Raw genomic sequence first — 20,009 nt, 5'->3', positions numbered from 1 at the left:
GAGCCCTTGGGCAGGACAGATATATATAGAAGACTAGATGGCATCCCCATCAACAACAGCAGCGTCGTCGTTCAGGATGGAAGAGTCGAATTCCCCGATATTTCGGGAAGAAACGACGCCGGCCAGCATGCTGTCATTGACGTTGGTCAAAGTACGCATCATGTCGATGACCGGTTCAACTGAGATGACCAGTCCGGCGATTGTGACAGGCAAGTTCAGCGCGCCGAGAACGATCAAAGCGGCGAAAGTCGCGCCGCCGCCGACACCGGCAACCCCGAAGGAACTGATCGTCACAACCAGTATGAGCGTCAAGACAAAGCCGATGCTGGTGACGTCGATACCCAAAGTTGGAGCGACGATGGTCGCCAACATGGCAGGGTAGACGCCCGCGCAACCGTTCTGACCGATGGAAAGGCCGAAACTGGCAGCGAAGTTGGCGGAGGCATCATCGACACCCAATGCTTTCGTTTGCGTCTCAACGTTCAAAGGCAGTGCGCCGGCGCTGGAACGGGCAGTGAAGGCGAAGCTCAAAACAGGGAAAGCTTTCTTGAAATAGGTGATCGGATTGACGCCGACTGCTGCCAGAATCAAGCTGTGCACCAGCAAGACAACAAGCAGAGCGGCATAAGAAGCAACCACGAACAGCCCCAAGTTGACGATGGCTTGGTAGCTGGATGTTGCCATCATTTTGGTCATCAAGGCCAAGATTCCGTAAGGAGTCAGGCGCAGAACCAAGGTAACGATACGCATAACGATAGATTGGATGACTTGCAGTCCTTTATTGAACAGGGCGGCATTTTCGGGTTGTTTTTTCTTGATGCCCATATACGCAATCCCGACAAAAGCGGAAAAGACTACGACGGCAATCGTACTTGTGCTGCGCAGACCGGCCAGATCCTGGAAGATGTTGGTCGGGATGAAGCTGAGCACTTGGCCAGGGATCGTCAAATCAGCGACTTGCGACTGTTGGGTAGTCAAGGCTTCTATCCTTGCGGTTTCAGCGGAACCTTGCGTGAATTGTGCGCCATCAAGATTGAAGAGAATGACCGATGCCCATCCGATAAGGGCAGCGATGGCGGTTGTGCCAAGTAAAGTGCCGAGTACGGATCCGCTGATTTTGCCCAGATTCTTGGTTTCTTCGATGCGGGTAAAAGCGCCCACGATCGACACAAAAATCAACGGCATGATCAGCATCTGCAGGAAGCGGACATAACCGTTACCGACGATGTTGATCCAATCGATGGAAGTCAGTGTGATTGTGCTGTCCGGTGCAAAAAGCAACTGGATGGCGGCCCCGAAGATAACCCCTAAAGCCAGCGCGATGAAAACGCGTTTAGAGAACTTGACATGTTTGGTGCCTAAACGATAAAGTGCGAAAAGCAGTGCCACAAATACGGCTAAAATAATGACAATGGAAATGATGTCCATTTGAATTCCTCCTTTAATTTATCTATCCCGAGAACGTAAAAAAGCCCTCGTCCCTATACTCCAAATGCTTGGAATACAGGGACGAAAGCTCTTCGTGATCCACCCTTTTTCGCACGACCCTCGCGGATTGTGCCTTATGAAGTACGCAAAATCAGCCATACTTCTGTACGCTATCGGGTACAAACCGAAATGACACTAACGCATCATCTTGCTCCGAGACGCATTTTCGCTTTCCTGACCATGCCTCTTCTCACCGACTGAGGCTCTCTTTGATGACCCTGAAAGTTACTTCTTCTCTTCATCGCACAACTTATTTTCATTTGTATTTTCATGATAGCACGCTTATTTTTCGAAAGCAACTGATATCCCTCGGTTCAGGAATAATTGAATTTGCGGGAGTGATGGGCGCGGAAAAGATGAATAACTCTGCGGAATCCATGTTTCAGGAAACTATCGAAAACAAAAAACAGGAGTTGCCTCGAAATTGAGGCGACCCCTGAAATGATTTAGGATTCTTTGACCGATTGGACTTCGTAGCCCAGTTTTTGGATCGTTTCGCTGATGTCATTCCCTGAAGTTTTGTTATCATCGAACTCAGCTTTGACTTTGCTTGAGTTGAACAACACTTTGACGGTTTCGACACCCTCGATTTTGCTGACGGCGGATTCGATTTTCTTGACGCAGGATGGGCAAGTGACGGGCCCTAATTGGATAACGGCTTGGCTCATGATTCATTCCTCCTATTTGTCTGGTATGACTATAGTATAAGTGGAGTACGCCGGAAAGAACTTGACCAGCATCAAGTATTCGAAATCATTTTACGTCGTAATCGTAGAAGATGCGGCCTTCCAATTTGCAACGGTCGTAATCCTCCAGAATGCCCTTGACTTGATTGGACAGGTAGAAGAGACCGAACAAGTTGGGGATGACCATCAAGGCATTGAACGTATCGGCAAGCATCCAGACGATATCGACTTCCTGCAAGGCGCCCAGGAAGATGAAAATCGCGACCAGAATCTGATAAGGAAGGACACCTTTCGTTCCGAACAGATATTTGATGTTCGATTCGCCGAAGTAGTACCAGCCGACGATCGTCGTAAAGGCGAAGAAGGTTAGGCAGATGGCCAACAGGACGGATCCGCCGCCACCGAAGGCAATCGAGAACGCGGCCTGGGTCACTTGCGCACCCTTCAACGCAGGATCCATATAGGATTCGGTCACCAAAATGATTAGTGCAGTAGCGGAACAGACGACGACGGTATCGATGAAGACGCCGACCATTGCTGCCATTCCTTGCTGTACCGGGTGATCCACGTGCGCGACGGCATGCGCGTGCGGCGTAGAACCCATTCCGGCTTCGTTCGAGAACAAACCACGGGCCACGCCTTTTTGGACTGCCGCTCTTACGGATGCTCCGGCGATACCGCCGATTGCGGCTTGAGGTGAAAAGGCTCCGACAAAAATCATTTTGAGGGCAGGGACAACATTATCGCGGAAGAGGAAGAGAATAACGACACTGGAAACGATGTAAACAAGTGCCATGATCGGGACGACGAATTCCGCGAAGGTAGCGATGCGTTTCATTCCGCCTGCGAAGATCAGGATGGCTGCCAAAGCAACCAAGAGCCCGGTCACCCATTCCGGAATGGCAAAGGCGGTAGTCACAGCCGAAGCGATCGAGTTTGATTGCACCATGTTACCGATGAATCCCAACGCTACGATAAGGGAGACGGAGAAGAATTTAGCCAATGCATTGGAACCAACACCTTTGGAAAGGTAGAACGCCGGCCCACCGACGAGGTCTCCTTTGTTGCGGTCGCGCATCCGGTAGACTTGCGCCAGGATCGCTTCATTGAAGATTGTGCCCATACCGAGGAAAGCGGATACCCACATCCAGAAAATGGCTCCCGGTCCGCCGCCGAGGATGGCTGTCGCCACACCCGCCACGTTTCCAGTCCCGACTTGGGCGGCTATGGCCGTCGCAAGGGCTTGGAAGGAAGACATCGAACCTTCCTGGGAAGCGTCTTTTTTGAACAATTTACCGAAAACTTGTTTGAAAGCTTCCCACATGCGCGTGATTTGCGGGAAACCGAAGCGGATCGAGAAGTACAATCCGGCGAACAGTAGGCCATATGTCAAAAAGTAGTCCCATAAGAGAACATTCACATAGTCGGCCAAAAAATTATATATAACATCCATATAATACCAAATCCTCCAATAAGTGAATTCACACCATTTTATTATGTATCTTTGATATTCTAACGATATCACACGGCTGTGTCAATGTAATTATGAAACGTTCATTAGAAATAAAGTCCCCAGGCGAAGATAGGATTAAATTTTTGTGATTAAAAACACATGTTTCTGCTGGAGAATAACGTTTGTTCTCATGAATTAAAGCTGAAATCCCAACAAATATGAATGTTCGGAACAGTTGTTTTCAGAGAATGGAGTAAAAAAGTATAAGCAAATAAATTGATTAATTTTATATAGGTAGTCACGATGAACAATCTGAGTAAGAAGAGCGGCTTTAGTCAAACAAAAATTAAAAAATGATGAGAAAATAACCTGCGGCAGCCATTTCAGTATTGCCCATTGTCCCAATTGTTAGGGCTTTGTGATATGCAGGCCTATGTCTGATTGACGATAATTTGAAAAATATGAGAATTCATAATATATAGAAGCAACCATATTCTAGGTATTATGAAACGATTGAAGCAAATGCGAATCTTCCTCGATAGGATTTTTGTTTTGCGGAACAACAAAAGGTCTGTGTAAGCGGTGTATTCTTATTTTCCGGAACATAGCTTTGCGGATTTGGTTGGCCTATACTAATGACATCAATTCGCAACCGGCAACTGTGGCACTGTCACATTCCGGAGCGTTTGGAACGACCTGGCAGCCAACAGCTAAGCATGTTCTTTGCTGGTCCATCATAATGAGAAAGAAGGAATCATCATGGCCTACAAAGTTGTCATCCCAGAAGATATCAGTGCATTAGGAAAAGACTTTCTGCAAGACAAAGGGTACGAAATCGTCGTCGGAAACGGAAACATCAGCGTCGATTATCTGAAGGAATTGGTAGTCGATGCTGACGCCATTCTGGTCAGGCCAAATGCGCCATACCCGGAAGAAGTCCTGTCAGCTGCGAAAAAACTTAAGGTCATCGGTGTCCATGGCGTAGATTACGGCAATATCGATAGCGATTATTGCGTCAAACGGAGAATCCCGATCATAACGACGCCTGCAGCGACTTGCAATGCGGTCGCAGAACGGACGTTGGGGTTCATCATGAGCCTCGCGCATCAGATCCCTTTCATGGACCAACAAGTGCGCCATGACAATTGGGGTGCGCGCTACGAACACAAAGGGACGGAGCTGAAAGGCAAGACACTCGGTCTGATTGGCCTTGGACGCATAGGCTCGCTGGTTGCCCGCAAAGCGACAAACGGATTCGATATGAAGGTGATTGCTTATGATGAATTTCTTGTGAAAAATGAATACGCAGGCTTCGTGACTTGCGCTAGTTCGATGGAGGAAGTTTTGGCAAAATCCGATTTCGTTTCCTTGCATGTCCCTGTCACAGCGGAAACAATAGGAATGATCGATCAGGAAACACTGCGCTTGATGAAACCGAACGCCTACTTGATCAATTGCGCCCGCGGAGAACTCATCAATGAGGAGGCGCTTCATGAAGCCTTGAAGAGCGGCGTCATCAACGGTGCTGCCCTGGATGTCTTTCAGGAGGAGCCGATTGCGCAGGATCATCCTTTCTTCGAATTGGATAACCTGATCATGACACCGCACAACGCCATCATCACGCATGAAGCGCTGGATCTGATGGGCTACCACGCAGCCGTCGGAATCGATGACGTACTGAACGGCAGACAGTCGCAATGGCAAGAGCGCTTAGTGCAAACTGCAGTGGCAGAACAGGTTTAATAGAGCGGAAATAAGCTGAAAAATAGAGTGGAAAAGCCATCCGGAAAGGATGCTTTTTCCACTCTATTTGTTTACACTCACAAGGTCTTCAATGCCTCTTCGATCGGATCAAGTTCGTCCACTTCGGTCACGGGCGCTTCCGTTTCGGCATCGAATTTTTCCTCAACTTCAGCAGCCTTCGAGGCGAATTGTTGCTTCACCGTGTCTGTCGTTTCTTGGGCCATTTCTTTGGCTTGATCGACGGCATCTTTTGCAGTTTCCTTGGCTTTATCGGTGTAGTCCATCACTTTGTCCAACGTCTCATCGGCTTTGTCGGCCAAATCTTTGCGAATTTCTTTTCCGGGCTTAGGTGACAATAGCAGGGCGATTCCTCCGCCGATCACAAGCCCTCTGACGAAACTAGAAAATTTTCCCATTTTTGGTACCTCCTTTTTCATGCGGCAACGCGAACGCTGCCATCGGACATCAAAACAAACGAGTGTTGACCAAAAACCTATCTGAATGTGTGCAGTACCAACATTTCCTTCTGCCATCAGTATATAACACACCAAAAATTAAGCAAAACGATAACCACCAAGCTTCGTCTAAATGTCGTTCATCTTCTTGTTGATCTGAACCATGCGCAACCGGCCGGTATGTTCCAACAAGTATTCGTAGTTGGCCAAGTAGTCCTTTTCGAAGATGCCGCTGTAAAAAAGGTCAAGGATATAGCTGAAGCCAGCGGAAGAAGCGAATTGGCCGATTTTCGAATAATACTTTTCCCAGGGCGGGATGAAGAAATTGTAATCGCAAGCTTCGCTGAGGCTGTTCTGGCCGAATGACGTGATGGAGATCGTCTTCGTTCCGCCGTAGCGGCACAGTTTGGCGTCGCCGATCGTTTCATGGGTTTCGCCGGTATATGAGAGCAAAATCGCCACATTTTCCTCAGAGGAACGGCTGGCGTAGTAGTCCTGTTCGCCCGGACCGCTTGCGACGATCACGCGTTTGCCGATGCGCATGCAGTGGTATTGGAATTCCTTGGCATGTGCTATCGTCGAATGGGAGCAGTAGACATTGATCGTTTCGGCCGCCTCCAGGAGCGCGATGGCCTCCTGCAACTTGGTGTAATCCAACAGGCTTTTGGTTTCTTCGATAGCGGCTTCCTTCAGGGCTGCGATATGGGTTGCGATAGTCTGCACTTTGTCGCCGCTTTGGATCGGGAAGTTGGCATCCAATTTTTCGGCCATTTGGAAGTCCGGCTTCTGTTCCGTCAAGTACTTCAGTTTGAAATCATTGAAGCCTTTGTAACCGAGCTTTTGGCAGACACGGACGACGGTGGCGTTGGACGTGAAGGTGTGCTTGGCCACTTGTAAAGTCGTCATATCGACGACCCTGTCAAAATGATTGATGAAATATTCCACTACTGCCTTCTCCGTTCCGGAAAAGGACTCCGAAGCAAGCTTCGTCTGCAAGTCCATCCTTCTGATCACCTCATTCGAAATTTTTACTCTTGTAATGCCGTTACAAGTAAACGGCTCGATAAAAACAAATTATGTAACCGCTTTCCTAATGCTTTTGGAAGTATATACGCGGGTCCTCTTAATGGTTATGATAGCACTAATAACGGCTTTAGAGGAGGAAAAAAATGAGTAGATTTCCAAAAGGATTTTTATGGGGCGGGGCAATCGCCGCGAATCAAGCGGAAGGCGCCTATCTGGATGACGGCAAAGGCTTGGCCATCTCCGATGTGTTGACGAACGGGTTCCTGACCGAGCCGGATAAAGCGATAGATCCGGATAAATTCTATCCGAGCCATGAAGCGATCGATTTTTACCACCGATACGGAGAAGACCTTCAATATATGGAAGAAATGGGCTTCAAGGCTTTCCGGACATCGATTTCCTGGGCGCGCATCTTTCCGACAGGCGAAGAAGAGGAGCCAAACGAAAAAGGCCTGCAGTTCTATGATGACCTGTTTGCGGAAATGCTCAAGCGCGGCATGGAGCCGGTCGTCACTTTGTCGCATTATGAAACACCTTATGCCTTGGTGCAGAAATACAACGGCTGGGAAAGCCGCGAGCTGATCGGGCTGTTCGAGAAATATTGCAGCACCGTGTTCGAACGCTACAAGGACAAAGTCAGCTATTGGATGACCTTCAACGAAATAAACAATATGCACACGATTCCGTTTGCGGCAGGCGCCGTGATTTTGGATGAGGCGGATGAGAACGAGAAACTGCGCGTCATCTATCAGGCTTCCCACAACATGTTCGTCGCCAGCGCCCGAGTCAACAAGCTCTGCCACGAAATCATGCCGGAAGCGCAAATCGGCTGCATGCTTTCCTTGAGCGCAGTCTATCCGAACACTTGCAAGCCTGAAGATATCTTCGGAGCGATGTCATTGCGAAGACGATCCTTATTCTTCGGCGATGTGATGCTGAGAGGGAAATACCCATCTTATGCAGACCGCATTTTCGAGGAGTACGGCATCCAGCTTGAGATGGGCGAAAATGATCTGGCGGAAATCGCCGCTTATCCGAGCGAGTACCTTGGATTCAGTTATTACCGCAGCACGACCTACAAGGATGGCATGAAAATCCTGGGCAACACAGGCGGCATCATCGGCGAGAAGAATCCGTACCTGGATGAAACGCCTTGGGGCTGGCAGATCGATCCACTTGGCTTGCGTTACGTCTGCAATGAGTTGTACGACCGTTATCAAAAACCGCTGTTCATCGTGGAAAACGGCATGGGCAGCAACGACGAGGTGACGGAAGACAACAAGATCCATGACGACTACCGCATCGATTACACCAAGAAACATCTGGTCGAAATGGCCGAGGCATTGAAGGACGGGGTTCCGGTCATGGGCTACACCTACTGGGGGCCGATCGACATCGTCAGCGCAGGCACCGGTGAAATGAAGAAACGCTATGGCTTCGTTTACGTCGACAAGGACAACGAAGGCAACGGGTCGCTGAAGCGCCTCAAGAAGGATAGTTTCTATTGGTACCAGGAAGTCATCGCAACAAACGGAGAAAGCCTGTTCGAATAGGACAGGTTGATCATAAGCAAGACAGTTTGAAACAGTTGAAGGAGGAATTTTAAATGGGTTTCATGGACAAACTTAGCTCAGGGATCGATGTCGTTGCCGAAAAGGTCGAGGGGAACAAATATCTCCGCGCCATCAAGGATGCATTCACCGCCTATATGCCTTTCATCATTATCGGCTCGTTCGCATTACTGTTCAACGTGCTGCTGACCAGCCCGACTACCGGACTTGCCCAGTTTGCGCCGTTCAGCTTCCTGACCGCGTTGGCCCCGGCATTCAGCACGATCAATTTCGCAACGATGGACATCATGTCCCTGCTCATTCCTTTATTTTTAGCTACAAATCTTGCAAAAAGCAATAATACGAATCCGTTGATCACAAGCGCGGTCGCATTGATCGCTTACGTCATTGTGGTTCCGCAATTCTTCACTACGACAGTCGATGGCGTGCAACAGGTTGTCAAAGGGTTGCCGGCTACCAGCACAAACGCTTCTGGCTTGTTCATCGGCATGATTTTGACGATCCTGGTCGTCGAACTGTTCACAAAATTATCCAATGTAAACGTGTTGCGCATCAAAATGCCGCCGAGTGTACCGGGCGGAATCGTCGCATCCTTTAATGTGCTGCTGCCGATATTTGTGACTCTTATCATCGTGGCTCTTACAGCTCAATTGTTCCTGAACTTCACGGGCATGTACATGAATGAATTCATCTACAAAATCGTGCAAGCACCGCTGGAAAGCTTGGTCCAAAGCCCAGGCGGCATCATGCTTTTGGTCATCGTCAGCCAAATCTTCTGGTTGGTGGGCATCCACGGCGGCTTGATCATTTCACCGATCCGCAATCCGTTATTGATCGCAGCTTTGGCCAACAACATCGCAGCTGTCCAAGCCGGTGAGCCCGCAACGAATCCCGTCACAATGGGATTCTGGATGTCATTCATCGTTCCTGGGGGAGCCGGGTTGACGTTGTCGCTGTTGATCGCCATCCTGATCGCTTCCAAGCGTGATGACCATAAGGCTGTCGCTAAAGTGTCCTTCATGCCTGGTTTGTTCGGGATCAGCGAACCTGTCGTTTTCGGTCTGCCGTTAGTATTGAACCCGGTGTTTGCTATTCCTTTCGTCTTCGCCTCCAGTATTGGCACGGCGATTGCGCTATTCTTTAACCAGATCGGCTTCCTGCAGCCGAATACAGTGGATGTGCCATTCGGCCTTCCACTTGGCGTAGGCGCCTTCCTGGGCTACGGCATCAACGGCGTCATCGTACAGATGCTGATCATGGCCTTGGGGGTTGTTATGTATATGCCGTTCGTCTTGGCTGCAAATAAAGCGACGGTTGCAATCGAGGAAACCGAATCGGAAACTGCAAGCCAAATTGCCACAGAAAAAATCTAAGCACAGCATAACCAAAACAGAAAAGGGGACAGAATAATGAAAAGTTACTATCCGAAAGATTTTCTCTGGGGCGGCGCCATCGCCGCCAACCAGGCGGAAGGTGCCTGGAACGTGGACGGGAAGGGCATGTCGGTAGCCGATGTCGCCCGTTTCAAACCGAGCATCTCGGTCGAAGACTACAAATCGCAATGGCACGTTTCATTGGAGGACATCGCCACCGCGAAGGAGACCGATGATGTCGTTTATTATCCGAAAAGAAGAGGCATCGACTTCTTCCACCGCTACAAAGAAGATATTGCTTTGTTCGGCGAAATGGGCTTCAAGGTGCTGCGCGTTTCGATCGCCTGGACCCGGATTTTCCCGAACGGAAACGAAGCGGAGCCGAACCAAAAGGGCTTGGACTATTACCGCGATCTGCTGGAGACGCTGCGCGCGCACAACATCGAGCCATTGGTGACGCTGTCGCACTATGAAATGCCGTTATATCTGGTGGAAAACTACGATGGCTGGGTTTCGCGTGATGTCGTCGGTTTCTTCACCAAATTCAGCGAAACGGTCTTCCGCGAGTACAAGGACTTGGTGACATACTGGCTCACCTTCAACGAAATAGACAGCGTCTTCCGCCACCCGTTCACGACTGTCGGTGTGGTCGAGGAAAAATACGCCGACAAAAAAGCCTCCGAAGAAGCCATCTACCAAGCGCTGCACCACCAGTTCGTGGCCAGTGCGGAAGCGACCAAGCTATTGCGCGAAATCATCCCGGGTGCGCAGATGGGCGCGATGTTGACGAAGACGATGACCTATGCCGAAACTTGCGATCCTGATGAGGTGCTGATGGCGCAAAAAGCCAACCGCGACAACCATTTCTATGCGGATGTGCAGATTTTCGGGGAATATCCGAAGCATGTATTGAACTATTTCGAAGAGAACGGCTTCAAGATCGATAGGACAGAAGAAGACCTACAGTTATTGAAAGATTATACGGTTAATTTCCTTTCCTTCAGCTACTACATGTCGATGGTCGTGTCGAAAAATGCGTCCCAACGTGAAAAAGTTGGCGGCAACCTGATGACCGGCGTGAAGAACCCTTATCTGAACACCTCCGAGTGGGGCTGGCAAGTCGATCCGGTCGGGCTGCGCATTTCCCTGATAGATCTTTATGACACGTACCGCATCCCACTGTTCATCGTCGAAAACGGCATCGGCTCGACCGATGTGCTGACCGAAGACGGTACGGTAATTGATGATTACCGGATCGCTTATTTCCGCGATCATTTCGAACAGATGAACTTGGCCATCAAGGACGGCGTCGAGCTGATGGGCTACACTTCATGGGGCTGCATCGATATCGTCAGCGCCTCGACTTCCCAGATGACAAAACGCTACGGTTTCATCTATGTGGATGCCGACGATCTCGGCAACGGCACTTACGACCGCTTCAAAAAGAAATCCTTCCATTGGTACAAGGATGTCATCGAAACGAACGGCGCCAGCCTGTACACTGAATTGCAGACCGCAACAAAATAATCAGGAAAACCATATCGGGTGGCGCGACATGCCATCCGATATGGTTTTTGTACGTTTGGAAAAATTGTACAGCCGCTCGGATGGGCGTATAATCGAGTTGAGGAAACTATCTGATAACACAATTGTAAAGTGCGTCTGTTGTGGTACAGAAAAGAGGGAAAACAGTATGAAGAATCGATTTCTTCCGCAAACGTCCAAAGGCAAATGGGCAGTGGGTTTGTTTGCTGCCTTCCTGGTGCTGGGGATTGCAGGGAACCGGATCTCCAACGCGACAGTAAATACTATCGAATATCCCAATCCGATCAACAGCCCCTTGTTGGGGAGCGTGATCTATCTTGCTTTTACGGCTGCGATACTTGCTTCGATAATCGGATTCCTGGCCGTAAAGAAGGATCATGAGCGCTCGCTTTTGGTGTTCCTGTTGATACTGCCCGGCCTGTTCTTTTTTATCGCCATCGTGGGGTTTATGATTGCCAATCTTATCGGCCCGCCGGACTGATAAGACGGGTAAGGTGCTCTTAACAGGGGCGTCTTTTTGTTTGGGGATGTGGTTGCGCTTCGGATAAGAGTGAATATCGCCTTACTCCGCTAGCTCAACTCCGGTGAGCGGATGCTGGCCGGAGTTGGATGTGTTGCGGGGGTCTGTCCTCCGGCGAAGCCGCCGTGGTCGGAGGTGATGATCTTTTTGGAACTCCTCCTCCGGCTGAAGGAGCGCTCACCGGAGGAAACCACTCTATGTTTTCCTGATACAGACGACCTCGCATCTATTTTGACTATGAGTCCACAATAATTTGATTCCTTGTCTAACAATATTTACATTGTCCATCCAAAAGTGTTAGTATTATTAATGTAACCGATGCCGGGAACGTTCAAATGAATGGCAGCGGTTGCTGAAAGCTTTTGCATAAACGAAAGCAATGAAACTGTATGTAACATTTTAGTATAAAAGATCGAGGAGGATGGCAAATGGCTTTAAGAGAAGACTTTTTATGGGGCGGCGCTACTGCTGCCAATCAATGTGAAGGTGGATACAACGCAGGTGGACGTGGTTTAGCGAACGTTGACGTTGTTCCCGTCGGCAAGGACAGAGGGGCCGTCATCACAGGCAAAATGAAAATGTTCGATTTTGACGATGAGCATTTCTATCCTGCATTGGAAGCTATCGACATGTATCACCGCTATAAAGAAGACATCGCATTATTTGGCGAAATGGGCTTCAAAACATACCGTTTATCAATCGCGTGGACACGCATCTTCCCTAAAGGCGACGAGCAAGAGCCGAATGAAGAAGGTCTGAAATTCTACGAAGACTTATTCAAAGAGTGCCATAAATACGGAATCGAGCCATTAGTGACAATTACGCATTTCGATTGCCCAATGCACTTGATCACAGAGTACGGCGGCTGGCGCAACCGCAAAATGGTCGGATTCTATGAAAATCTGTGTCATGCCATTTTCAACCGCTACAAAGGTCTGGTTAAATATTGGTTGACTTTCAATGAAATCAACATGATTTTGCACGCACCATTCATGGGTGCCGGTCTATACTTCGAAGAAGGCGAAAACGAAGAACAAGTCAAATTCCAATCTGCGCATCATGAGTTGATGGCTAGCGCAATCGCTACCCGCATCGCGCATGAAGTGGATCCTGAAAACCAAGTGGGCTGCATGTTGGCGGCTGGTAACTACTATCCATATACTTGCGATCCTAAAGACGTCTTCAAAGCGCAACAAGAAGACCGCGAAAACTACTTCTTCATCGATGTGCAATCACGCGGCGAATACCCTGCTTACGCACTGAAAAAATTGGAGCGCGAGGGCATCAAAATCGAAATGGAGGAAGGCGACAAAGAAATCCTGAAAGCAAACACAGTTGATTTCATTTCCTTCTCTTACTATTCTTCACGCGTAGCTTCAGCTGATCCTGAAGTGAACGCAAAAACAGGCGGCAACATTTTTGAATCCGTCAAAAATCCTTATTTGGATGCGAGCGAATGGGGCTGGCAGATCGATCCATTGGGACTGCGCATCACGATGAATGCGATGTACGATCGCTACCAAAAACCATTGTTCATCGTTGAAAATGGTTTGGGAGCTGTCGATGTGCCGGACGAAAACGGATATGTCGAAGACGATTACCGCATCGCCTACATGGCGGCGCATATCGAAGCTATGAAAGATGCCGTAAACTTGGATGGTATCGATCTGCTGGGTTACACTAGCTGGGGCTGTATCGACCTTGTCAGCGCAGGAACAGGCGAAATGAAGAAACGTTACGGTTTCATCTACGTCGACCGCGACAACGAAGGCAACGGCACGCTGAAACGCACGAAGAAAAAATCTTTCGACTGGTACAAACAAGTCATCGCCAGCAACGGGGAAGACTTGTCCGTCTAAGGGACAATTAGTTCGCTTGCTGACGCAAGCGGAAATAGTATAAAGAAAAAAAGAGCAACAGTGAGGCAAAAATGCCTCGCTGTTGCTCTTTTTTGTGGTGTGCCCACTGTTGGGGTTGGCTTCTCCGGCCAGGGCCTGTTCACCGGAGGAGCCGGACGGAATCTGATCACCATATCCTGCGAGAATCCGCTCCCCGGAGTTGACGACTGAAACCGACCATTTAGCTCCGATGAGGCTGTTCCGTTTATTTTTTCCGGTAAAAAGCGGTCGGCCTCCCGACCGTCCCGTATTCCAGACGCATTTCGATGACCTGTCTGTCCTCCAGATAGCGCAGATACTTCCGGACCGAAACGTGGGAAAGATTCGCCAGACTGGTGATATCGTTCACGGTAAAATCGCCTTTCTGTTGGTCGATGCAGGACATGATCATGTTCAACGTCGAAGGGGTCAGCCCCTTGTCGATGGCGTCGTCATCCTTCTCCTCCGGCTGTTTATCCAGCGATCGGAACTGGTCCAGCTGTTTTTGCGTGATTGGCTTACGGGAATTGAGCAGTTCTTGGCGCTGCACGAAGGCTTCGATGCTCTTCTCGAAGCGTTTGAACTGGAACGGCTTGAGGATATAGTCGACGATGCCGCATTGCAGGCCGATCCGGATTGCTTCCTGTTCGCCGGCTGCCGTGATCATGATCAAATCGGCCGGGTAATCCCGTTTCCGCAGCGCCCGGATCAGATCCAAACCGCTCTTGCCCTGGATGTTGACATCGACCAGAAGCAAATCGTAAGTATGCTTGCTGGTCAAACGGATGGCCTCGTCAAAGCTGCCGCAAGTCCCGGATACGATAAAGCCGGGTATTTTTTCCAGATAACGACGATTGATGGACAATACCATCGGATCGTCCTCCACAATCAATACGTGATAGACCATCAGTTACCATCCTTTCGGTACGCCGTCTTCAAAGAAATCTTGATCCGGCGCTCATTGCTTTCGATCTCCAGTTGCCCGTCCACTCTTTTCAGCAGTTGGGAAATGACCGGCGTATGTAGTTCTTCCGTCAGCCGCTCTTTCATGGCAGGCTCCAGCTGCAATTCGTAAACAGTCTCCAACCGGTCGTTCCAGAAGCCGAAATGGATCTGCAGGTCATCGGCCAACCGGTTTTCCAAAATGAATTGGTCCAGGAACCGGATGATGTTGATCCAGCACTGGACAGCCGTGTGATCAGTGGTCGGCGGCACATCCGGATAGACTTCGATCATGAACGGATAGTTCTGCTCCGTGAATTTGCTGCGCTCGCCGATCAGAAAGCCTGCGATGACCGGGTTTTTGACCAGGAAAATCATGCGGTGTGAAAATTCCTGCTCCGGTTCGAGTATTTTGCCTAAATAGTCGTTCAATTCCTCGTATTCCTCCAAGTCCGCCAAGCCGTAGATGACATGCAGCTTGTTCAGGAAGTCATGCGATTGCGTCTGCAGGGTGGTGGTGTAGGTGGCCGCGTTGAACAGCTGATCGGTCAGCAGATAGAGCTCCGTGGCATCGCGCATCAGGATGATCTGGCCGATGACTTTCTTGGCGACGGTGATCGGGGCTGTCGAAAGCAAGTAGTCCACGCCGTCCTGATGATAGATCCGGTCAGTCGTTTTGTTTTGTCCGGCCAACAGCTGCAGATCCTGCGCAACAGGCAACAGCGATTGGATCGGCAGGCCGATGATGGCCTCATCCAACTCGTCCCGTTGAAACAATTTTTTCGCCTCCAGATTGGAAAGGACGACCCGATTGTCCTTGTCGGTGACGATGATGGCGTCCTTTGTGTTCTCCAGCATCGCATTGCGTTCTTCCAACAGTCTGGCTATTTCGATGGGTTCCAGATTGTACATTTGGTTTTTGAGCTGGAAAGCCGTGAAAATCGCGGCGGCAGCGCCGAACAGCAGGCTGACCGCGAAACTGACGGAGAAGGGCTGCATCGTTTTCTTGGCGATCGAAGCGAGCGTGGTCGTCTTGATGCCGATCGCGACGACGCCGATTTCCACGTTGTCATCATTGAAGACAGGGACGAAGGCGCGCAGTGATTGGCCCAGCGTGCCTTGCGCGATTGAAGTCGTCTCCTGTCCCGAAAGTGCGGCTTCTTCATCGCCGCCTTGGAAAGGGGCGTTGATCTTTTCCTGATCGGGATGGGTCAGGCGGATGCGGTCCATCGTCATGACCACGACGAAGTCCAACTGGTAGGTTTCGGTTATTTGATTAGCGTAGTCTTGCACTTCTGGGTTGGTGGCTCCATCGCTCAGCGTTTGGATCACCAACGGCTGCGCAGCCACGATTTCGGCGATGGAAAGGAGCTGGTCCTCTTCCTGCATCTGTGTCGCTTCATAGATGCGGTTCGTCAGCAACAAGTACAGGACGCTGACCGTCAGAGCCACCGTGACCAATACCATCAGGGTGAGCTTCACCCATAAGCGCTGGTTTTTCCATTTTTGCTTCAGTTTGATCATTCATCCATGTTCCCTTCCTATTACACAGCCATTATACCAAATGAAAAGTAGGCGTTCTCAATTTAATTAATTGAATAACACTTAAATTAATTAAATAATCTATTTTAAATCTGTAAGCGGTAGCATAATGAAACCAGGTTAAAGAAAGCGCTTCAAGATTGCGGTTAATCAAAAGGAGGAGAAGGAAAGTGAGAGACACGACAAAAGAATTGGAGCTTGAACAGCTCCCGGGCATTTCCGAGTTGACGGTTTTCGACAGATTCAAAAACGCGAAGGTAGGCGCGATTCCGTTGCCGACTTATCTCGTGATGTCAGCCATTATAATAGCTTCTGCGTATCTGGGCGAATTGCCCGTCAACATGCTGGGCGGTTTCGCAGTCATCTTGAGTTTGGGTTGGCTTTTGGGAGGGATCGGCGCAAGCATTCCGGGATTGAAGAATTTCGGAGGATCGGCCATCCTGTCGCTGATGGTGCCATCGATTATGGTATTCATGAATGTATTCAACCAAAACACGTTGGATGCAGCGAACATGCTGATGAGGGAAGCGAACTTCCTGTATTTCTACATCGCTTGTCTTGTCTGCGGTAGTATTCTGGGGATGCACCGCAAGATTCTGGTGCAAGGCTTGATCCGGATGATCATCCCGATGGCTGTGGCGATGATCGCTGCTTTGATTGTCGGAACTTCAATCGGAACTTTGTTGGGACTGGGTTTTGAGCATACGCTCTTCTACATCGTGACACCGATCATCGCCGGTGGAATCGGCGAAGGCATCTTGCCATTATCGCTAGGCTACAGCGCCATCACCGGCATCCCGAGTGGAGAATTGGTTGGACAATTGATTCCAGCGACCATCATCGGTAACTTCTTCGCGATCATCTGTTCCGGTATTTTGAATCGCCTAGGCGAAAAATATCCTGAGAAAAGCGGCAAGGGCCAATTGATCAAATTCGGCGGCGACGACGATATGGCTGACGCCATGCAGGAAGACAAGAGCCCGCTGGACATCAAATTGATGGGCGCCGGCGTGTTGACGGCCTGCACACTCTTCATCGCAGGCGGACTTTTGGAAAGACTTACGGGTTTCCCGGGACCGGTCCTGATGATCCTGATCGCGGCAACCATCAAATATTTGAGCCTGTTGCCTAAAGATGTTGAAAAAGGTTCGAAACAGCTTTACAAATTCGTTTCCGGCAACTTCACATTCCCGTTGATGGTCGGCTTGGGCTTGTTGTACATCCCACTTAAAGACGTCGTCGGCATGCTTTCTTGGCAGTATTTCGTGGTCGTGATCTCAGTCGTGTTGACCGTTGTACTGACCGGATTCTTCGTAGGTGGGAAAATGAACATGAATCCGATCGAAGCAGCAATCGTAACGGCTTGCCAAAGCGGCATGGGCGGAACCGGGGATGTCGCCATCCTATCTGCTTCCAACCGTATGAATCTGATGCCATTTGCCCAAGTAGCGACACGTTTGGGTGGAGCCATCACCGTCATTTCCATGACATCCTTATTGCGTTTCCTGTTCTAACGACATAAAAACCAAAAACTAAAACGAAAAGAAAGAGAGTGTGTTCACTATGACAAATGTAAATGAAAAAGCATTGGCTATCAGCAAAAAATTCGGCGGTAAATTGGAGATCATCTCAAAAGTGCCGATCGAAACAATGGAAGATCTGAGCATCGCCTATACACCGGGCGTCGCAGCCGTCTGCATGGAAATCGCGAACAACAAAGAATCCGTCTATACTTATACAACCAAGAAAAACTTGGTTGCCGTCATAACCGACGGATCGGCTGTCCTGGGATTGGGAAACATCGGACCGGAAGCAGCCATTCCGGTTATGGAAGGCAAAGCGGCTCTGTTCAAACGCTTCGGGAATGTGGATGCTGTGCCGATTTCCTTGAATACGCAGGATGTTGAAGAGATCATCTCGCATGTCGCTGCCATCGCACCTTCCTTCGGCGGTATCAACCTGGAAGACATCAGCGCGCCTCGTTGCTTCGAAATCGAACGCCGCTTGAAAGAGATGCTGGACATCCCGGTCTTCCATGATGACCAACACGGGACCGCGATCATCGTGCTGGCTGCCCTTTACAATGCATTGCGCCTGACAGGCAAAAAAATCGATGAGATTCAAGTGGTCGTCAATGGCGGCGGTGCCGCAGGGATCGCCATCAGCCAAATGTTCCTTTCCGCTGGCATCAAGAACCTGATGGTCGTGGACCGCACCGGCATCATTTCCGAAACCGATCCTGAATTGGCCGAACGCCATGTGGAAATCTCAAAAGTTACGAACCGCAGTTTCAGAACCGGAACTTTGGAGGATGCAGTTGTCGGAATGGACGTATTCGTCGGCGTATCCGCGCCAGGTGTCCTGAAGAAGGAATGGATCGCAACCATGAACGAAAAACCGGTCATCTTCGCGATGGCGAACCCGACACCGGAAATCTTCCCGGATGAAGCAAAAGCAGGCGGCGCCTATATCGTCGGCACAGGCCGCAGCGACTTCCCGAACCAGATCAACAATGTGCTCGCATTCCCGGGAATCTTCCGCGGAGCCTTGGATGCCCGTGCCAAAGACATCACGATCGAAATGCAGCTTGCTGCAGCGCGCGGCATCGCTAGCATCGTCAGCGATGAAGAACTGAACGTCGACTACATCATGCCGGATGTCTTCACTCCGGGCGTAGCGGACATCGTAGCCGCCAGCGTTATGAATGCAGTCAAAAAAGAGGAAGTACTTGTTTAAAACGTACGCCGCTGACCGGAGCTGAGCAGCCGGATCGGGTGCTCAACTCCGACAAGGATTCCGTCACCGGAGAACGTCGGTTTTTCCCGCGCTCTCCTCCTGCGAGTCTGTCCTCATCGGAGCACAGATTTGATATGTGAGCCGTCCTCTGGCGTAGCCTCCGTTCGCCGGAGGAGGACGTTCTGATCAGAAAAAAGAGAAGAAGGATGCCTGATTCAATCGGGCGTCCTTCTTCTCTTTTGTTGTGTCACTCAATATGTTTGATCTGCTCTTGATCCATGTTTTGGAATGCTCCCATTCGCTTCCTCTCTTTTACTAATATTTCCTTGGCAAAAGACATAAAACCATCTAAATCTTGCTTAGCTAGCAATTCGATATAAGTTGCCTTTGTTTCTTTTTCGATAATCAGCGGTGGGAATCCCTCTTGAAGCAATGAGTAATTCATAATGACACGCCCTGTGCGTCCGTTACCATCGGGAAAAGGGTGGATCCGTTCAAATTGGATGTGTGCATCTAAAATGCTCTCTAATTTTTCTTCATCAGTAGCTGCGTTCTCCAACCGGTATTCCAAGTTGTCCACTAACTGTTGGACCAGAAATGGCGTTTCTGATGGTGAAGCCGTCTGGAATTCTGCCCCTATAATCAAGTTTTCGTTCTTTTTGAACTGGCCTTTATCGTATTGAAGCCGATCGGTTAAATCGGCATGAACCTCTTTGATTATGGATACTGAGAGCGTATCGTTACTCTCCAAATGATCCAGCATGTTAGAAAAGGCTTGTTTATGGTTTTCAATTTCATAAAATTCGCGCACGGTCACTCCGCTGCTGATTGGTAGGATGCCATTTAAAATAATCGAGACTGTCGCTGACAACGAAATCCTATTTCCTTCTATCCCCGCTGAGTGATGGGCAAGACGCACAAGCGTATCATCTAAATAGTTTCGTGGCATTTTATTTAAAAATCCGCTCATAAATCCCATCATCCTCTCTATATTTTTCATCACTATCATACCGAAATGATATCTCAATGTACAAACATTTCTCCCCCAAAAT

The 20,009-nt window shown here is 49.4% G+C and carries 17 protein-coding genes; 9 read left to right on the top strand and 8 right to left on the bottom strand.

Going from position 1 to position 20,009, the window contains the following annotated elements; all coding sequences use genetic code 11:
• Positions 1 to 33: 33 nt before the first annotated feature.
• Positions 34 to 1,428 carry an L-cystine transporter gene (locus PH235_RS12340; protein ID WP_272162636.1) on the bottom strand — a complete coding sequence of 465 codons (1,395 nt, stop codon included), beginning with the start codon at positions 1,426 to 1,428 and terminating at the stop codon, positions 34 to 36.
• A 272-nt stretch (positions 1,429 to 1,700) separates the two neighbouring features.
• Here PH235_RS12340 and PH235_RS12335 point away from each other — a divergent pair, with 272 nt between their 5' ends.
• A complete protein-coding gene (locus PH235_RS12335; RefSeq protein WP_272162635.1) occupies positions 1,701 to 1,916 on the top strand; it encodes a hypothetical protein in 216 nt (71 codons plus the stop codon).
• Positions 1,917 to 1,934: 18 nt separating this feature from the next.
• On the opposite strand, the gene PH235_RS12330 is transcribed toward PH235_RS12335, so the two are convergent.
• Positions 1,935 to 2,156, bottom strand: a complete 222-nt coding sequence (locus PH235_RS12330; protein WP_272162634.1) for a heavy-metal-associated domain-containing protein — start codon at positions 2,154 to 2,156, stop codon at positions 1,935 to 1,937.
• A gap of 85 nt (positions 2,157 to 2,241) precedes the next feature.
• Entirely contained in the window at positions 2,242 to 3,627 is a 1,386-nt protein-coding gene (locus PH235_RS12325; protein ID WP_272162633.1) for an alanine/glycine:cation symporter family protein, read from the bottom strand.
• A 759-nt stretch (positions 3,628 to 4,386) separates the two neighbouring features.
• On the opposite strand from PH235_RS12325, the gene PH235_RS12320 reads away from it, so the two are divergent.
• Positions 4,387 to 5,370 carry a hydroxyacid dehydrogenase gene (locus tag PH235_RS12320; protein WP_272162632.1) on the top strand — a complete coding sequence of 328 codons (984 nt, stop codon included), beginning with the start codon at positions 4,387 to 4,389 and terminating at the stop codon, positions 5,368 to 5,370.
• A gap of 77 nt (positions 5,371 to 5,447) precedes the next feature.
• On the opposite strand, the gene PH235_RS12315 is transcribed toward PH235_RS12320, so the two are convergent.
• Positions 5,448 to 5,786, bottom strand: coding sequence for a YtxH domain-containing protein (locus tag PH235_RS12315; protein WP_272162631.1), 339 nt, complete (start codon positions 5,784 to 5,786; stop codon positions 5,448 to 5,450).
• A 168-nt stretch (positions 5,787 to 5,954) separates the two neighbouring features.
• Positions 5,955 to 6,827 carry a MurR/RpiR family transcriptional regulator gene (locus tag PH235_RS12310; RefSeq protein WP_272162630.1) on the bottom strand — a complete coding sequence of 291 codons (873 nt, stop codon included), beginning with the start codon at positions 6,825 to 6,827 and terminating at the stop codon, positions 5,955 to 5,957.
• A 167-nt stretch (positions 6,828 to 6,994) separates the two neighbouring features.
• Between PH235_RS12310 and PH235_RS12305 the strand changes: the two genes are divergently transcribed.
• From PH235_RS12305 to PH235_RS12285, 5 genes are all read left to right on the top strand, one after another.
• Positions 6,995 to 8,404, top strand: a complete 1,410-nt coding sequence (locus PH235_RS12305; protein ID WP_272162629.1) for a glycoside hydrolase family 1 protein — start codon at positions 6,995 to 6,997, stop codon at positions 8,402 to 8,404.
• Positions 8,405 to 8,457: 53 nt separating this feature from the next.
• Entirely contained in the window at positions 8,458 to 9,795 is a 1,338-nt protein-coding gene (locus PH235_RS12300) for a PTS sugar transporter subunit IIC (protein ID WP_272162628.1), read from the top strand.
• Between the two features lie 33 nt (positions 9,796 to 9,828).
• Positions 9,829 to 11,322, top strand: coding sequence for a glycoside hydrolase family 1 protein (locus PH235_RS12295; RefSeq protein WP_272162688.1), 1,494 nt, complete (start codon positions 9,829 to 9,831; stop codon positions 11,320 to 11,322).
• A 166-nt stretch (positions 11,323 to 11,488) separates the two neighbouring features.
• Positions 11,489 to 11,821 carry a hypothetical protein gene (locus PH235_RS12290; protein WP_272162627.1) on the top strand — a complete coding sequence of 111 codons (333 nt, stop codon included), beginning with the start codon at positions 11,489 to 11,491 and terminating at the stop codon, positions 11,819 to 11,821.
• 467 nt (positions 11,822 to 12,288) lie between these two features.
• Positions 12,289 to 13,719 (top strand): 6-phospho-beta-glucosidase, encoded by a 1,431-nt coding sequence (locus PH235_RS12285; RefSeq protein WP_272162626.1) that lies wholly within the window; start codon positions 12,289 to 12,291, stop codon positions 13,717 to 13,719.
• 244 nt (positions 13,720 to 13,963) lie between these two features.
• Here the strand turns inward: PH235_RS12285 and PH235_RS12280 are convergent, their stop codons facing one another.
• Both PH235_RS12280 and PH235_RS12275 read right to left on the bottom strand, forming a co-directional pair.
• Positions 13,964 to 14,644, bottom strand: coding sequence for a response regulator (locus PH235_RS12280; protein ID WP_272162625.1), 681 nt, complete (start codon positions 14,642 to 14,644; stop codon positions 13,964 to 13,966).
• Positions 14,644 to 16,203 (bottom strand): Spo0B domain-containing protein, encoded by a 1,560-nt coding sequence (locus tag PH235_RS12275; RefSeq protein ID WP_272162624.1) that lies wholly within the window; start codon positions 16,201 to 16,203, stop codon positions 14,644 to 14,646. The genes PH235_RS12280 and PH235_RS12275 overlap by 1 nt, the downstream gene beginning before the upstream one ends.
• Positions 16,204 to 16,436: 233 nt before the next feature.
• On the opposite strand from PH235_RS12275, the gene PH235_RS12270 reads away from it, so the two are divergent.
• Together PH235_RS12270 and PH235_RS12265 are read left to right on the top strand one after the other, a co-directional pair.
• A complete protein-coding gene (locus tag PH235_RS12270) occupies positions 16,437 to 17,735 on the top strand; it encodes a 2-hydroxycarboxylate transporter family protein (RefSeq protein WP_272162687.1) in 1,299 nt (432 codons plus the stop codon).
• 49 nt (positions 17,736 to 17,784) lie between these two features.
• Positions 17,785 to 18,957, top strand: coding sequence for an NAD(P)-dependent malic enzyme (locus tag PH235_RS12265; protein ID WP_272162623.1), 1,173 nt, complete (start codon positions 17,785 to 17,787; stop codon positions 18,955 to 18,957).
• A gap of 247 nt (positions 18,958 to 19,204) precedes the next feature.
• Here the strand turns inward: PH235_RS12265 and PH235_RS12260 are convergent, their stop codons facing one another.
• Positions 19,205 to 19,927 (bottom strand): Fic family protein, encoded by a 723-nt coding sequence (locus tag PH235_RS12260; protein WP_272162622.1) that lies wholly within the window; start codon positions 19,925 to 19,927, stop codon positions 19,205 to 19,207.
• Positions 19,928 to 20,009: the final 82 nt, after the last annotated feature.

Origin of the sequence: Trichococcus sp. K1Tr (genome assembly GCF_028309625.1) — a bacterium.
GTDB lineage: Bacteria > Bacillota > Bacilli > Lactobacillales > Aerococcaceae > Trichococcus.
This window is presented reverse-complemented; position numbering and strand designations above follow the sequence as displayed.

Coding starts and splice junctions, on each gene's coding strand:
- PH235_RS12265 (WP_272162623.1), top strand. CDS start 17,785: ATGACAAATGTAAATGAAAAAGCATTGGCTATCAGCAAAAAATTCGGC.
- PH235_RS12280 (WP_272162625.1), bottom strand. CDS start 14,644: ATGGTCTATCACGTATTGATTGTGGAGGACGATCCGATGGTATTGTCC.
- PH235_RS12275 (WP_272162624.1), bottom strand. CDS start 16,203: ATGATCAAACTGAAGCAAAAATGGAAAAACCAGCGCTTATGGGTGAAG.
- PH235_RS12340 (WP_272162636.1), bottom strand. CDS start 1,428: ATGGACATCATTTCCATTGTCATTATTTTAGCCGTATTTGTGGCACTG.
- PH235_RS12260 (WP_272162622.1), bottom strand. CDS start 19,927: ATGAGCGGATTTTTAAATAAAATGCCACGAAACTATTTAGATGATACG.
- PH235_RS12290 (WP_272162627.1), top strand. CDS start 11,489: ATGAAGAATCGATTTCTTCCGCAAACGTCCAAAGGCAAATGGGCAGTG.
- PH235_RS12310 (WP_272162630.1), bottom strand. CDS start 6,827: ATGGACTTGCAGACGAAGCTTGCTTCGGAGTCCTTTTCCGGAACGGAG.
- PH235_RS12315 (WP_272162631.1), bottom strand. CDS start 5,786: ATGGGAAAATTTTCTAGTTTCGTCAGAGGGCTTGTGATCGGCGGAGGA.
- PH235_RS12305 (WP_272162629.1), top strand. CDS start 6,995: ATGAGTAGATTTCCAAAAGGATTTTTATGGGGCGGGGCAATCGCCGCG.
- PH235_RS12285 (WP_272162626.1), top strand. CDS start 12,289: ATGGCTTTAAGAGAAGACTTTTTATGGGGCGGCGCTACTGCTGCCAAT.
- PH235_RS12330 (WP_272162634.1), bottom strand. CDS start 2,156: ATGAGCCAAGCCGTTATCCAATTAGGGCCCGTCACTTGCCCATCCTGC.
- PH235_RS12320 (WP_272162632.1), top strand. CDS start 4,387: ATGGCCTACAAAGTTGTCATCCCAGAAGATATCAGTGCATTAGGAAAA.
- PH235_RS12300 (WP_272162628.1), top strand. CDS start 8,458: ATGGGTTTCATGGACAAACTTAGCTCAGGGATCGATGTCGTTGCCGAA.
- PH235_RS12325 (WP_272162633.1), bottom strand. CDS start 3,627: ATGGATGTTATATATAATTTTTTGGCCGACTATGTGAATGTTCTCTTA.
- PH235_RS12335 (WP_272162635.1), top strand. CDS start 1,701: ATGACCCTGAAAGTTACTTCTTCTCTTCATCGCACAACTTATTTTCAT.